Raw genomic sequence first — 12,835 nt, 5'->3', positions numbered from 1 at the left:
TTTCGAGCGCCCCTTCCTCTTTCGAGCGCCCCTTCCCGCTTCGCGTACCGCCTTCACGGGATCTTCTCCGTCGTACGCGTTGACCCGTAGTTGTCAAGGACACGACTATTTCGCCACCCGCACCCCTCCCGCACCACGGACCGGGATCCCGGAGGCGCTCGTGTTCGTCCAGCAACTGGAGCCCGTGAACGGCTCGCTCGGCCTGTCCGCCCTCGTCGCCGCTCTGCCCCTCGTCACCGTTCTCGTCCTGCTCGGCGCCGTCCGCATGAAGGCGCACCACGCGGGCCTCATCGGCCTCGGCGTCGCCGCCCTGGTCGCCTGGCTCGCGTACGACATGCCGCTCGGCCAGACCGTCTCCAGCGCCGCGCAAGGAGCACTGTTCGGTCTCTTCCCCATCATGTGGATCGTCGTCAACGCCCTGTGGGTCTACCGGATGACCGTCCGCACCCGGCACTTCGACATCCTGCGCCGCTCGTTCGGGCGCCTCTCCGACGATCCGCGCATCCAGGCGCTCGTCATCGCGTTCTGCTTCGGCGCGCTCCTGGAGGCGCTCGCCGGGTTCGGGGCGCCGGTCGCCATCTGCTCGGTCATGCTCGTCGCGCTCGGCTTCGACCCGGTCAAGGCCGCGGTCGTCTCCCTGGTCGCCAACACGGCGCCCGTCGCCTTCGGCGCCATGGGCACCCCCGTCGTCACCCTCGCCCAGGTCACCGGCCTCCCCCTGGACTCCGTCGCCTCCGTCGTCGGCCGCCAGACGCCGCTGCTCGCGCTCGTCGTGCCCCTCGTGCTGATCGGCCTGGTCGACGGCGGGCGCGGGCTGCGCGAGACCTGGGCGCCCGCCCTGGCGTGCGGAGTCGCCTTCGCCGTCGTCCAGTTCGCCGCCTCCAACTACGTCTCCGCCCAACTCGCCGACATCGGCGCCGCCCTGGCCGGCGCGGGCGCCCTCGTCGCCGTCCCGGGCGCGCGCAGGCCCGCCGCCGAACCCGTACGCGCCGCCGTCCTCACCGGCGTACGCAGCGAAGACCTCGACGAAGAGGACCCGCGCCGCGAAGTGCTGCGCGCCTACGCCCCGTACGCGCTGATCGTCGCCGTCTTCTCCGTGGCGCAGATCCCGGCCGTCAAGGACTGGCTGGCGAAGGCGAGCCAGTCCTTCGACTGGCCCTTCCTGAACGTGGCCGCCCCGAACGGCGAACCGGTCGGCGGCAATGTCTTCACGCTTCCGCTCGTCTCCACCGGAGGCACGCTCGTCCTGCTCGCCGGAGTGGGTACGGCGTTCGTTCTCCGCGTGCACGCGCGCGTGGCGGTGCGCGAATGGCTGGGGACCGTGTACGAGTTGCGCTTTGCGATCCTCACCGTCACGAGCGTCCTCGCGCTCGCCTACGTCATGAACCTGTCCGGGCAGGCCGCCACCATCGGCCACTTCGTGGCGGCCGCGGGCGCGGGCCTCGCCTTCCTCTCCCCGGTCCTGGGCTGGTTCGGCGTCGCCGTCTCCGGCTCAGACACCTCCGCCAACGCGCTCTTCGGCGCCCTGCAGGTGACGGCCGCCAAGGAGTCGGGGCTCTCCCCGGAGCTGCTTGCGGCCGCGAACAGTTCCGGCGGCGTCCTCGGCAAGATGATCTCGCCGCAGAACCTGACCATCGCCTGCGCGGCCGTCGGACTGGCGGGCCGGGAGGGCGACTTGCTCCGCAAGGTGCTGCCGTGGAGCCTCGGGCTGCTCCTGGTGATGTGCCTCATCGTCTTCGCGCAGAGCACGTTCGTACTGTCCTGGATGCTGCCGTGAGCGGAGTGTGACCTCAGGGCGCGCTGCGCCACCTGCCCGACCAGGTACTTTATGGGCCCATTAGTTTGTGCGTCCGAAGAGGACACTCCAGGAGGGCTGGTCCGGCCGTGACTGCTGATCTGTCGCAGATCGTGAAGGCGTACGACGTGCGAGGGGTGGTCCCGGACCAGTGGGACGAGAAGCTCGCCGAGCTCTTCGGCGCCGCGTTCGTCCGCGTGACCGACGCGACGGCGATCGTCGTCGGGCACGACATGCGCCCCTCCTCGCCCGGCCTCACGCGCGCCTTTGCACGCGGCGCCGCCGCCCTCGGCGCGGACGTCACCGAGATCGGCCTCTGCTCCACCGACCAGCTGTACTACGCCTCGGGCGCGCTCCAGCTGCCCGGCGCGATGTTCACCGCGTCGCACAACCCCGCGCAGTACAACGGCATCAAGCTGTGCCGGGCCGGAGCCGCCCCGGTCGGCCAGGACACGGGCCTCACCGAGATCCGGCTCCTCGCCGAGGAGTGGAGCGAGACGGGCGCGCCCGAGCCGGTCGCGACGCCGGGAACCATCACGCAGCGTGACACGTTGAACGACTACGCGGCGCATCTGCGCGGCCTCGTCGACCTGACCGCCATCCGCCCCCTGAAGGTCGTGGTCGACGCGGGCAACGGCATGGGCGGCCACACGGTCCCGACGGTCTTCGACGGCCTCCCGCTCGACGTGGTCCCCATGTACTTCGAGCTGGACGGCACGTTCCCCAACCACGAGGCGAACCCGCTGGACCCGGCGAACATCGTGGACCTCCAGGCCCGCGTCCGCGCCGAGGGCGCCGACCTCGGCCTCGCCTTCGACGGCGACGCGGACCGCTGCTTCGTCGTCGACGAGAACGGCGACCCGGTCTCCCCGTCCGCCATCACCGCGCTGGTCGCCTCCCGCGAACTGGCCAGGAACGGCGGCTCGGGCACGATCATCCACAACCTGATCACCTCGTGGTCGGTGCCCGAGGTCGTCAAGGAGAACGGCGGCACGCCCGTACGCACCCGCGTCGGCCACTCCTTCATCAAGCAGGAGATGGCCACCAGCGGCGCGATCTTCGGCGGCGAGCACTCCGCGCACTACTACTTCCGCGACTTCTGGAACGCCGACACGGGCATGCTCGCCGCCCTCCACGTCCTGGCTGCCCTGGGCGGCCAGGACGGCCCGCTCTCCGCCCTGGTCTCCTCCTACGACCGCTACGTCGGCTCCGGCGAGATCAACTCCACCGTCGCCGACCAGGCGGAGCGCCTGGCCGCGCTCAAGTCCACGTACGGCCCCCGCCCCGGCCTCACCCTCGACGAACTCGACGGCCTCACCATCACCGCCGCCGACTGGTGGTTCAACGTCCGCCCCTCCAACACGGAGCCCCTGCTCCGCCTCAACGCGGAGGCCCGTGACCGGGCGACGATGGAGAAGGTGCGGGACGAGGTATTGGCCCTGATCAGGGCGTAGCAGCCCAGCGGCCGAGCCGGGCCCCACCCCGGCCGCCCTCGCCGAATTGACCGCCGGACCGGTCCAGCCCCCTCCAGCCCGTCCGGCGCACAATCAACTCCGGGTCCGTCCGGCGCTTGAGGACGAGCCTTCAAGCGAGCCGGGCGAAGTACGTCGCGGTTCGGCAGCGCCCCGAAGGGGCGCGGGGAACTGCGCGACCAGCCGCGACGGCGCCGCAGTCGGCCACACACGTGTCGCGGCACTTCCAGCGGAGCGCTCAGGGCGATGACTGCGGTGGGCCGGGGGACGCTCCCCGGGCCGGTCCAACTCCCAGCCCGTCCGGCGCTTGAGGACGAGCCGTTGAGGCGATCACCGCGGCGGGCCGAGTCGCGCTTCCCCGGACCGCCCGGCCCCCGCACCCGGCCCGGGGTCGCCCCGCCCCCCAGACCCCGATCAACCCGGTGCCCGCGCCGACCCCCGGCCCACCAATCCGCCCAAGCCCAGCGCAGCGCTACGCTGAGCTGGCCGCAAGCCCCGCGGCACCGCTCCGCCCACGTACCCCGAAGGGACCCTCATGCCGCTCGAAGCCGGCCTCCTGGAGATCCTCGCCTGCCCGGCCTGCCACGCCCCGCTCAAGGAGGCCGACGCCGAGCTGGTCTGCACCGGCACGGAGTGCGGCCTGGCCTACCCGGTCCGCGACGGCATCCCCGTCCTCCTGGTCGACGAGGCCCGCCGCCCCGCGTAACCGTCCCGCGAGCAGGAGGCCCGACCCGATGTTCGACGAAACGCTCCTGGACGACCCGGACGCGCTGGCCAGGGCAGACCGCCGTGGCCTGCTGCGCGGCGCGGCCGAGGCGGGCGCCCGCGTCCGCACGGCGGCCCGGCACGCGGCCGAGGCCGGAATGAACGACCTCAAGCCGGACGGCCGCCCGCGCGCCGTGCTGATCGCGGGCCCCGGCACCGCGGCCACCGGCGTCGCCGAACTGCTCGGCCGCCTGGCGGGCGCCGCGTGCCCGGTGATCCGCCTGCGCCCCACCGGCGTGGCCCCGGCCCCGGGCGCCCTGCGCTGGGAGCTGCCCGGCTGGGCGGGCCCGGTCGACCTGCTCCTGATCGCCTCCCCGACCGGCACGGAGCCCAGCCTCTCCCTCCTGGTCGAACAGGCGTACAGGCGCGGCGTCACGGTCGTCGCCGTCTGCCCCAAGGGCGCCCCCCTGACGGAGTCCGTCGCGGGCGCGCGCGGCCTCTTCGTGCCGATGGCGACCTCCCCGTACGACCAGGACGAGCTGGTCGCGGCCTCCGCGCCGGGCGTGCTCTGGTCCCTGCTCACCCCGCTCCTCGCGCTCCTCGACCGTACGGGCCTGCTGGCCGCCCCCGCGGAGACCCTGGAGAAGGTCGCGGACCGCCTCGACCACACCGCGGAACGCTGCGGCCCGGCGATCGCGACGTACAGCAACCCGGCCAAGACCCTCGCCTCCGAACTCGCCGAGGCGCTCCCGCTGATCTGGACGGAGGGCGCCGCCGCGGGCCCGGCGGGCCGCCGCTTCGCCGCCGCGATCGCCGAACTGGCCGGCCGCCCCGCGCTCGCCGCGGACCTGCCCGAGGCGCTGCCCGCCCACGGCGCGCTCCTGACCAGCACCCTCGCCGCGGGCTCCGATCCCGACGACTTCTTCCGCGACCGCGTCGAGGAGGGCCAGGCACTGCGCGCCCGCGTCGTCCTGCTCCGCGACCGCCCCGCGGACGGCCTCTCCGCCGCGGTCGCCGCCCGCGAACTCGCCCTGTCCCACGACACCGCGATCAGCGAGCTGGAACCGGAGGAGGGCACGGACCTGGAGACCCTGGCGGAACTGATCGCCGTGACGGACTTCGCCGCCATCTACCTGGGCCTGGCCTCCGGCACCTGAACCGCCTCGCCCGCCGACGACACCCTCGCTCCACGCGCACCCGGTGCGGCTCGGCCGGGTGCGGCCAGTGGCCGGTACGTGATGCCCCACGCACCGGCCGCCGCCCGCACCCGGCCGAGCCGCAGACGCACGCACGACACTGCCCGCCCCGCCGCCACACCCCGCTCACCGGAGAAGCCCCCAGATGGACGCCCTGACCAACACCATCCGCCCCTACGCCTGGGGCTCCACCACCGCCATCCCGCACCTCCTCGGCACCGAGCCGACCGGCGAACCCCAGGCCGAGATGTGGATGGGCGCCCACCCCGGCGCACCGTCGCAGACCGACCGCGGCCCGCTCGACCAGGTCATCGCCGCCGACCCGGCGGCCACGCTCGGCGAGCCGGCGGCCGACAAGTTCGGCCCGCGCCTGCCGTTCCTGCTCAAGCTCCTCGCCGCGGGCGCCCCCCTCTCCCTCCAGGTCCACCCCGACCTCGTACAGGCGAAGGAGGGCTACGCGGCCGAAGAGGCGAAGGGCGTCCCGGTCACCGCCCCCGACCGCAACTACAAGGACGCCAACCACAAGCCGGAACTGATCTGCGCCCTCACCGAGTTCGACGGCCTGTGCGGCTTCCGCACCCCCGAGGAGGCGGCCCGCCTCCTGGAGGGGCTCGGCGTCGACACCCTCAAGCCGTACGTCGACCTGCTGCGCGCCCACCCCGAGGAGGCCGCGCTGCGCGAGGTCCTCACAGCCGTCCTGAGCGCGGACCGGGACGAGATGGCCCGCACCGTCGCCGACGCCACGGCCGCCGCCCGGCGCATCGGCGGCGTCTACGAGCCCTACGCGGGCATCGCCCACCACTACCCCGGCGACCCGGGCGTCATCGCCGCGATGCTGCTCAACCACGTACGGCTGCAGCCGGGCGAGGCCCTGTTCCTCGGCGCGGGCGTCCCGCACGCGTACCTGAACGGCCTCGGCGTCGAGATCATGGCCAATTCCGACAACGTCCTGCGCTGCGGCCTCACCCCCAAGCACGTCGACGTCCCCGAACTGCTCCGCATCGTCCGCTTCGAGGCCACCGACCCCGGCGTCCTGCGCCCGGAGGCCGGCGCGGACGGCGAAGAGGTCTACGACACCCCGATCGACGAGTTCCGCCTCTCGCGCTTCGTGCTCCCCGAGGGCGCCCCCGCCCACGACGTGACGGACTCCACCCCGCAGATCCTGCTCTGCACCGCCGGCACGGTCCGCGCGGGCGACCTCACCCTCGCGCCCGGCCACTCCGCCTTCGTCCCCGCGGGCGAAAAGGTGGAAGTGTCCGGACCTGGCACCCTTTTCCGCGCGACCGTCGTGGCCTGACTCCCGCTCCTCCCGTCCCGTGCTGCAACAATGGCCCACCGCAAAGAGCGGGCAAAGCAGCAGCAGCATCACTTCTCACAGCAGCACGGGACGTACGAAGGGACACCGGGAACAACATGAGTGCTTCAGGCGGAGCAAAGGCGATCGTGGCGGCGCTCGCAGCCAACCTCGCCATCGCGGTATCGAAGTTCGTGGCGTTCCTCTTCAGCGGCTCCTCGTCGATGCTCGCGGAGGCGGTCCACTCCCTCGCCGACTCGGGCAACCAGTTCCTGCTGCTGATCGGCGGCAAGAAGGCCCAGCGCGAGGCGACCCCGCAACACCCCTTCGGCTACGGCCGCGAGCGCTACATCTACGCCTTCCTCGTATCGATCGTCCTCTTCTCCGTCGGCGGCATGTTCGCCGTCTACGAGGGCTACGAGAAGATCAAGCACCCGCACGAGCTGGAGCACTGGTACTGGCCGGTCGGCGTCCTCGTCTTCGCGATCATCGCCGAGGGCTTCTCCTTCCGTACGGCCATAAAGGAATCGAACCAGCTGCGCGGAAAGCTCTCGTGGGGCCAGTTCATCAAGCGCGCCAAGGCCCCTGAGCTGCCCGTCGTCCTCCTCGAGGACTTCGGCGCGCTGATCGGTCTCGTCCTCGCCCTGTTCGGCGTAGGCCTCACCCTCGCCACCGGCGAAGGTGTCTGGGACGGCATCGGCACCCTCTGCATCGGTCTCCTCCTCATCGCCATCGCGATCGTCCTGGCCCTGGAGACCAAGTCGCTCCTGCTCGGCGAGGCCGCCGGCACGGACGAGGTCCGCAAGATCGAGGAGGCGGTCGTCGACGGTGAGACCGTGACCGGCCTCATCCACATGCGCACGCTCCACCTCGGCCCCGAGGAACTTCTCGTCGCCGCGAAGATCGCCGTCCAGCACGACGACACCGCCGCCGAGGTCGCCCGCGCGATCGACGCGGCCGAGTCCCGCATCCGCGCCGCCGTCCCGATCGCCCGCGTCATCTACCTCGAACCCGACATCTACAGCGAGGCCGAGGCCGCCAAGGGCCCCGACCGCGAGGCGACGCCGGGCGGCCCGGCCCCGGCCGCGGACCACTGATCCCACCCTCCATGCGACGTCTTTCGGCCACGCCCCACCTCCGACTCGACGGAGACGGGGTGGGGCCGACTGGGCCGATCGGTGTAGATTCGTCATGAGCCAGACGTCGCTGCTGATGGCGGTCGGGCGACCCGCGCGACGGGTCGTCCGAGGGAGAGAGGGCCTCCGACGGACTGCGCTGCGAGCGCTAGGGAACACCTTGGTCCCGTCAGGGAACACTGGTGTCCCAGCAGTGGACCCGTATGTCCGCCGGCGCCGCAGACCAGCCAGGCGCATACCCGGTCCCGGGCATGCGCACCAAGCCCACCTCGACCATCTGCAACTGCACCGAGGAGCAGCTCACCTATGACTTCTGTCGCCGCCCGACAGGACCAGGACTTCAAGGTCGCCGATCTCTCGCTCGCCGAGTTCGGCCGCAAGGAGATCACCCTCGCCGAGCACGAGATGCCCGGCCTGATGTCGATCCGCAAGGAGTACGCCGACGCCCAGCCGCTGGCCGGCGCCCGCGTCACCGGCTCCCTGCACATGACGGTCCAGACGGCCGTCCTCATCGAGACCCTCGTCGCCCTCGGCGCCGAGGTCCGCTGGGCGTCCTGCAACATCTTCTCCACCCAGGACCACGCCGCCGCGGCCATCGCCGTCGGCCCGAACGGCACGCCGGACAACCCCCAGGGCGTCCCGGTCTTCGCCTGGAAGGGCGAGACGCTCGAGGAGTACTGGTGGTGCACGGAGCAGGCGCTGACCTGGCCGAACACCCCCACCGGCGGCCCGAACATGATCCTGGACGACGGTGGCGACGCCACCCTCCTCGTCCACCAGGGCGTCGAGTACGAGAAGGACGGCAAGGTCCCCTCGCTCGACACCGCCGAGTCCGACGAGCACCGCGTCATCCTCCAGCTCCTGCACCGCACCATCTCGGACGGTTCGCAGAAGTGGACCCAGCTCGCCTCGGAGATCCGCGGCGTGACCGAGGAGACCACGACCGGCGTCCACCGCCTGTACGAGATGCAGCGCGAGGGCACCCTCCTGTTCCCCGCGATCAACGTGAACGACGCGGTGACGAAGTCGAAGTTCGACAACAAGTACGGCTGCCGCCACTCACTGATCGACGGCATCAACCGCGCCACCGACGTCCTGATCGGCGGCAAGACCGCCGTCGTCTGCGGCTACGGCGACGTGGGCAAGGGCTGCGCGGAGTCGCTGCGCGGCCAGGGCGCCCGCGTGATCATCACCGAGATCGACCCGATCTGCGCGCTGCAGGCGGCGATGGACGGCTACCAGGTCACGACGCTCGACGAGGTCGTCGACAAGGCCGACATCTTCGTCACGACGACGGGCAACAAGGACATCATCATGGCGAGCGACATGGCCAGGATGAAGCACCAGGCGATCGTCGGGAACATCGGTCACTTCGACAACGAGATCGACATGGCCGGCCTCGCGAAGATCGACGGCATCGTCAAGGACGAGGTCAAGCCGCAGGTCCACACCTGGACGTTCCCCGACGGCAAGGTTCTCATCGTCCTTTCCGAGGGCCGCCTGCTGAACCTGGGCAACGCGACCGGTCACCCGTCCTTCGTGATGTCCAACTCCTTCGCGGACCAGACGCTGGCCCAGATCGAGCTGTTCACCAAGCAGTCCGAGTACCCGACCGACGTCTACGTCCTGCCCAAGCACCTGGACGAGAAGGTCGCCCGGCTCCACCTGGACTCGCTCGGCGTGAAGCTGACGACGCTCCGCCCGGAGCAGGCCTCGTACATCGGTGTCGAGGTCGACGGCCCGTACAAGTCGGACCACTACCGCTACTGAGCCACTAAGCCACTGAGGTAGCGACACCGAGCACCACGACCACGTCGGTCACGCTCACGGACTGACAGGACAGGCCCCCGCACCCCCGTGCCGGGGGCCTGTCCCGTACTCCGCGTGCAGCCGTCTCAGCCGTCACGATCTCTGAAGGACCCGCGAACCCTATGCCCCGCGGCCGATATTCGCTTCACGATCCGCACGATCACACCCCCCTCGGTGACGAGCACTTCCACTGCGCCCCCGGCCCTTCCGGCTGGCGCTACGTGGCCCAGCGGACCACCCCCTCCGGCGACCACGCCGGCTCGATCGACCTCGCCCTCGACGAACTCGGCCGCCCCATCCGTCTTGAAGTGAACGCCGCGAGCTGGCAGGTGCGAGGAGCCGCCATCGACGGCGTGACCTGGGTCCGTACCGACCCCACCGGCGCCCACGCCACCGAGGGGAACGCACCCGCTCATGCCTTCACCGGCACATCCCCCGCGTTCCTCGTCGCCACCACGCGACTGCTGAACCTCACCCCCGATTCCCCCTCGACGCGCGTACGCCTTGTCGCCCTGACGGATCCGGTCCTGGCACCGCGCACCCTGGACGAGTCCTGGACTCTGCTGGACAGCGAAGCACACGCCACTGACAACGGCCCCCTCGTCGTGAACGCGTACCAGGTCACAGCCCTGGACACGGGGGAGCAGCACACCGTCCACATCAGCGGCGACGTGGTCCTGGCGGCCCCGGGCATCGAGTTGGAGGCGCTGGAGACGCCGCCGTCGGCGTTCGGCTGACGCGGTGGGCCGCGGCAGTCAGGCGGGCGGGGCGAACCCGGTGGCCGGCGGCTGCTCGGAGCCCCGGCTGTCCGACGGCCCCGGCTGTCCGTAGGGCGGCGCTGCGGGCGCGACGGCAGGAGGCGCGAAGCCTGGGGAGACGGGCCCGGCCGCCCCGGCGCCGTACGTCCCCTGCGGGCTGTAGCTTCCCTGCGGGCTGTACGGCCCTGCCCCAGGGGCCGGGGGCAGGGGCGCAGGCACAGGCATGGGCGGCGCGACAGCCGCACCCGGCCCGGCCGAGCCGAAGGCCCGCCGCACCTCACGAGACTGCCGCTCGTGCATCACCGCTGCCAGGAACGCCGCCGGCGGCACATCGCGCGGCGCGGGCGCACCCGTGTGCGCCGCGACATCGGCGGCGAGCCGCTCGGCCATGCCATGACCGATCTGCGGATCCAGCTGCCCCATCCGCGTCAGATACTGGCGCACGGCGAGCCACAGCCCCTCGGGTACTGCCGAAAGGTCCAGCTGCGCGAACCGCCCCACCAGCCACGGCGGCGGAGGCGGCACGACCGCCGCCTGCCCGGTCGGCACCCGCTCGCGCACCACGAGCGTCCCCGCGAACACGTCACCGACCCGCCGCCCGCGCGCGGAGACGAGCGAGGCGATGCACGCGACGACCCCGAACGTCATCAGGATCTCCACCACGCCGACGGCCCCGCGCACCAAAGCGTGCCGGAACCGGACCGGCCCCCCGTCGTCCCGCACGACCCGCAGCCCGCACGCGAGCTTCCCGAGCGAACGCCCGTGGCTCAGCGTCTCCACAGCGATCGGCACACCGACCAGGACCAGCAGGAACAACGCCACGGAAAGGGCCGCCGAAGCGGCGTCGTCCATCGACCCGGTCCCGGCGACCACGGCTATGGTCACCACGATGTAGACGGCGAACGCCACCACCAGATCGATGAGCACGGCGAGCGCACGGCTCGGCAGCTTTGCGGGCCGCAGCTCCAACGCCACTGCCTCGCCCGTCACCAGCTCACTCACGCCGGCCACCCACCCTTCCCTGACCTGCCTCCGGAACCGCCAGTCTGCCAAGCTGAGGGCACAACGCGCCGCACAGGTGCCGGAAAAGCGAGGAGCAGCAGACCGGATGGACCTCGACGTCTTCGTGTCCGCCCACCGCGCCGAGTGGGACCGCCTGGACGCACTGCTGCGCCGCCGACGCCGCCTCACCGGCACGGAAGCGGACGAACTGGTGTCCCTCTACCAGCGCACGGCGACCCACCTTTCGCTCATCCAGTCGAGCGCCCCCGACCCCAGGATCACCGGCCGCCTCACCCAACTTGTGGCACGCGCGCGTAGCGCCGTGACAGGTACGCGCCGCGCCTCCTGGCGCGACGTCACCCGTTTCCTCACCCACGGCTTCCCGGCAGCGGTCTACAGGTCACGCCACTGGTGGGTGCCCACGGCCTTGATATCCACGGCGATAGCCGTCCTGATCGGCTGGTGGATAGGCGCTCACCGCGACGTACAGGCCTCGATCGCCGCCCCGTCCGAGCTCCGCGAGATGACCCGCCCGGGCGGCCAGTACGAGACGTACTACTCGAGCCACCCGGCCACGTCTTTCGCAGCCCAGGTGTGGACGAACAATGCGCAGGCCGCCGCGATGTGCCTGGTCCTCGGCGTCTTCCTCGGGCTGCCGGTCCTGTGGATCCTCTTCCAGAACATGCTCAACGTCGGCGTCGGCATAGGGCTGATGACCTCCGCCGGCCGCCTCGACACCTTCCTCGGCCTGATCCTCCCGCACGGCCTCCTCGAACTGACCGCGGTCTTCGTGGCCGCCGGCACCGGACTGCGCCTCGGCTGGACGGTCATCGACCCCGGCCCCCGCACCCGTCGGACCGCCCTCGCGGAAGAGGGCCGCGCGGCGATCGGCATGGCCATCGGTCTGGCCCTGGTCCTCTTCGTCTCCGGCGCCATCGAAGGCTTCGTCACCCCTTCGGGCCTGCCGACCTGGGCGCGTATCGGCATCGGCATCGCCGCCGAGCTCGCCTTTCTCACGTACGTGTACGTCCTGGGCGGCCGCGCGGCGCGAGCAGGGGAAACCGGCGATTTGGAGACAACGGAACGCAGCGCGGCCGTGCCTACCGCTGCGTGATGTGCATACGGCTCATCTGACCTGCTAGTCTCCTCTTCGCCCCGGAAAGACCGTTGACACGGCCGGACCGGGGAGGTAGATTCGAACAGTTGCCCCGAGTTCGACAAGACTCGATAGCAACCGTTAGCATCTAGCGAGCTTCACGAAATAACATTCTTCGAGAAGCCCCCGCCTATTCAGAGAAAACAGCCGGTCAGTCCGGCCGAAAACTTCTGATAAAGTCGGAACCGCCGAAAGGCAAAGGCCCTCCAACGGCCACCGGAAATGAAATCCGAACCGGAAACGGAACGGAAAACGGATCTGGTAAGGTTGGAAACGCAAGACCGAAGGGAAGCGCCCGGAGGAAAGCCACGAGAGAGTCTCTCGGGTGAGTACAAAGGAAGCGTCCGTTCCTTGAGAACTCAACAGCGTGCCAAAAGTCAACGCCAGATATGTTGATTACCCCGTCTCCGGCCGTCGCATGATGGTTGGGGCGAGGTTCCTTTGAAATAAACACAGCGAGGACGCTGTGACCGGACGGGATTATTCCTCCCGCCCGGTCCGCTCTCGTGGTG

At 71.0% G+C, this 12,835-nt stretch carries 10 protein-coding genes; 9 read left to right on the top strand and 1 reads right to left on the bottom strand.

From position 1 onward, the window contains the following. Positions 1 to 160 precede the first annotated feature (160 nt). From ACH4RC_RS23715 to ACH4RC_RS23680, 8 genes are all read left to right on the top strand, one after another. Positions 161 to 1,777 (top strand): L-lactate permease, encoded by a 1,617-nt coding sequence (locus ACH4RC_RS23715; RefSeq protein ID WP_398204215.1) that lies wholly within the window; start codon positions 161 to 163, stop codon positions 1,775 to 1,777. 107 nt (positions 1,778 to 1,884) lie between these two features. Next, entirely contained in the window at positions 1,885 to 3,249 is a 1,365-nt protein-coding gene (locus tag ACH4RC_RS23710) for a phosphomannomutase/phosphoglucomutase (RefSeq protein ID WP_398204213.1), read from the top strand. 553 nt (positions 3,250 to 3,802) lie between these two features. Next, positions 3,803 to 3,973 carry a Trm112 family protein gene (locus ACH4RC_RS23705; RefSeq protein WP_361071626.1) on the top strand — a complete coding sequence of 57 codons (171 nt, stop codon included), beginning with the start codon at positions 3,803 to 3,805 and terminating at the stop codon, positions 3,971 to 3,973. Between the two features lie 28 nt (positions 3,974 to 4,001). Next, complete coding sequence (locus tag ACH4RC_RS23700; RefSeq protein WP_398204210.1) at positions 4,002 to 5,129, top strand: SIS domain-containing protein; 1,128 nt, start codon at positions 4,002 to 4,004, stop codon at positions 5,127 to 5,129. Between the two features lie 184 nt (positions 5,130 to 5,313). Next, on the top strand, positions 5,314 to 6,465 hold the full coding sequence (gene manA / locus ACH4RC_RS23695) for a mannose-6-phosphate isomerase, class I (RefSeq protein WP_398204207.1): 1,152 nt from the start codon (positions 5,314 to 5,316) through the stop codon (positions 6,463 to 6,465). A 116-nt stretch (positions 6,466 to 6,581) separates the two neighbouring features. Next, complete coding sequence (locus ACH4RC_RS23690; protein WP_398204205.1) at positions 6,582 to 7,559, top strand: cation diffusion facilitator family transporter; 978 nt, start codon at positions 6,582 to 6,584, stop codon at positions 7,557 to 7,559. A gap of 345 nt (positions 7,560 to 7,904) precedes the next feature. Further along, positions 7,905 to 9,368 (top strand): adenosylhomocysteinase, encoded by a 1,464-nt coding sequence (ahcY, locus tag ACH4RC_RS23685; protein WP_398204203.1) that lies wholly within the window; start codon positions 7,905 to 7,907, stop codon positions 9,366 to 9,368. A 161-nt stretch (positions 9,369 to 9,529) separates the two neighbouring features. Further along, positions 9,530 to 10,144, top strand: coding sequence for a hypothetical protein (locus ACH4RC_RS23680; RefSeq protein WP_398204201.1), 615 nt, complete (start codon positions 9,530 to 9,532; stop codon positions 10,142 to 10,144). An 18-nt stretch (positions 10,145 to 10,162) separates the two neighbouring features. Here the strand turns inward: ACH4RC_RS23680 and ACH4RC_RS23675 are convergent, their stop codons facing one another. Then, the gene (locus tag ACH4RC_RS23675; RefSeq protein ID WP_398204199.1) at positions 10,163 to 11,167 is read right to left on the bottom strand and encodes an RDD family protein; all 1,005 of its coding nucleotides are present in this window, start codon (positions 11,165 to 11,167) and stop codon (positions 10,163 to 10,165) included. A 106-nt stretch (positions 11,168 to 11,273) separates the two neighbouring features. Between ACH4RC_RS23675 and ACH4RC_RS23670 the strand changes: the two genes are divergently transcribed. Further along, on the top strand, positions 11,274 to 12,281 hold the full coding sequence (locus tag ACH4RC_RS23670) for a stage II sporulation protein M (protein ID WP_398204196.1): 1,008 nt from the start codon (positions 11,274 to 11,276) through the stop codon (positions 12,279 to 12,281). Positions 12,282 to 12,835 lie beyond the last annotated feature (554 nt).

Origin of the sequence: Streptomyces sp. NPDC016845 (genome assembly GCF_044332585.1) — a bacterium.
Taxonomy (GTDB): domain Bacteria; phylum Actinomycetota; class Actinomycetes; order Streptomycetales; family Streptomycetaceae; genus Streptomyces.
The sequence above is the reverse complement of the archived record's forward strand: the minus strand, read 5'-3'. Positions and strand labels throughout refer to the sequence as shown.